1 protein-coding gene is annotated in these 1,998 nt (G+C 57.7%); it reads right to left on the bottom strand.

The genetic code is table 11. The features are described from left to right. Window positions 1-1,322: 1,322 nt before the first annotated feature. Window positions 1,323-1,538, bottom strand: coding sequence for a helix-turn-helix domain-containing protein (locus tag J4G38_RS27945; RefSeq protein ID WP_210522180.1), 216 nt, complete (start codon window positions 1,536-1,538; stop codon window positions 1,323-1,325). Window positions 1,539-1,998: the final 460 nt, after the last annotated feature.

Genomic DNA, 1,998 nt, shown 5'->3' with positions numbered 1-1,998 from the left:
CTCTCTCATTGCTACACTTCGGCTCGCGCCTGCGGGATGCCCGTTGGCCGAGCTCGCTCGCTTCGCTCGCTCGCGTGCGCTCGCTACGCTCGCGTCCTCGCGGTGTGGCCGTATGGCTTCCGCCCCACCGCGCGTCTAAAGGCGCGCCATGTGTCTACAGCCACACCGCCCCACCGAATGCCCCAAGTTACAACCGCCCCGCCACCCTCACTACGCATATTCCGTTCCAGACCGCAAGCGGTCACGGAACTCCATGTGCTAAGCTCGGGAGGCTCGCCCCTCCGCCAGATGCTTTTAGTTACAACAGCCTATCCCCCACGTCTCACCCACGGACCTTTTTAGGCCGGGACGCGCCTCGGCACTGCCTCGCCTCGGCACTGCCCCTCTGCGGGCTGTAGCATCGTTCTACGGCATCGCATCGTTCCCTTGTCCAAAAAAGAATCTTTCATTATGTTTAGCGGTGCGGGAGCCCCGCCGCCTGCGCCAAACGCAGGCTTAAACATAACGGGATATTCTTTTTTGAATGCAATGCGGTCTGCGGGCGCATCGTGCACCCGCATCCCGCGCCGCCCCCATGGGCCGTTGCACCTCCGCCGCGCGCGGTCGGGGCGGGCCCCTCCCTTCCCCGTTGGGTGCCCGCTTCGCGTGCCCCCCGCGCCGCCTTCAGCGTCGCACCGCGCGCGGCTCCGGCGCCCCGGCCCATTCCCCCGGCACCCCCGTGGCGCTTCGCGCCCCCGGAAGTTACGTCCGCATCTGATTTTCTAACCGCTTCGGCCGAGTTTCGGCCTCGCTCTGCGGTACTTTTTTCATCTTCGCTTCGCTCAGCTCGCGAAAACATCTCGGGTGTGAGTAGCACCCGACAAGTTTTGCCATTATAAACGAGCCTTTAATACCACCGCAACCCGCGCCCCGCCTACGATTGACGAACGCACGACCCCCAACAAGACCCCCCTCTTTTTTTTAGGGGGTCGGCAGACCCCTCGCCGAGGGTATCCTTCCAACTTTTTGACACATCCCAGAAGGGGCGCGCCACCCCTCAGGGTGCACCCGTCCTCTCCTAGACTTCAACGGGCGCTCCGCGCGCCCCATCCGCGCCCGCTCCGCGAGCGCTCCCGTGGCGCACGGCTCGCCCTCTGTCAGGCTCGCGCGGTGCATCCATCAGCTCTCAGCGACTCTCCACCCATCTCCTCGCGCCTCTCCGCCCGTTCTCCACCCCACCGCGCGGAGCATCCGCACCCGTTGGCCGTTGCACCTAGGGCAATAAGCAAGGGGCACCCCTCAGAGTGCCCCTATTGCCATCCATCCGCGTGGAAGGTAGGAATTCAGAAGTCAAAAAAGCTGTTGAGCGGGAGATTAAGCGCATCAGCTATGTGCTTCATGGTGGAAATCGTTGGATTCTCCTTTCCGTTTTCTAACCCGCTCAGCCTCGCGATGTGCACACCGCTTTTCTCGCTCAATTCGTTTAGGCTCATATTGGCCAGCTTTCTGTGGTGGCGCACCAGCGCGCCAACAAAGTACATGTAATTTTCCTTAGTCATTGTCGTCTGGGTCTTGGAATGCTGATTGTATGTGTTCTGGTGCAGGGGTGCTCGCATACATTTCGTTGCTCACTTTGAGCCACAAGCGCTGAGCACTTGTTCTTAGCTTGTCAAGCTCAAATATTTCTTTCACGCATCGCTCTTTAATTTCGGTGCTTGTGTCGTCGTTGGAAGAAATTATAGACAACTCTATTATATGCTCTCTCCACTTGTCGCAGTAGGATTCAAGGCTATGCCTTACTACCAGAGCTTCCTCATAAGTTAGAGTTAATGTTACGCTATTTTTCATCGCTCAACTATTTTGTATTCATCGTCATTGTGTCTCATCACATGCTGCGCATTGTCACGAATAAACCTGAGCAGGTATGCTCTGCGTTTTTTTGTCGTATCATCACTCCTTAGCTCATCATAGAGATTAGCGTCGTAAAAGCGATAGCGATAAAAGGTATACTTAAATTCT

Source organism: Hymenobacter terricola (assembly GCF_017921975.2).
GTDB classification, from domain to species: Bacteria; Bacteroidota; Bacteroidia; order Cytophagales; family Hymenobacteraceae; genus Hymenobacter; species Hymenobacter terricola.
This window is presented reverse-complemented; position numbering and strand designations above follow the sequence as displayed.

Coding starts and splice junctions, on each gene's coding strand:
- J4G38_RS27945 (WP_210522180.1), bottom strand. CDS start 1,538: ATGACTAAGGAAAATTACATGTACTTTGTTGGCGCGCTGGTGCGCCAC.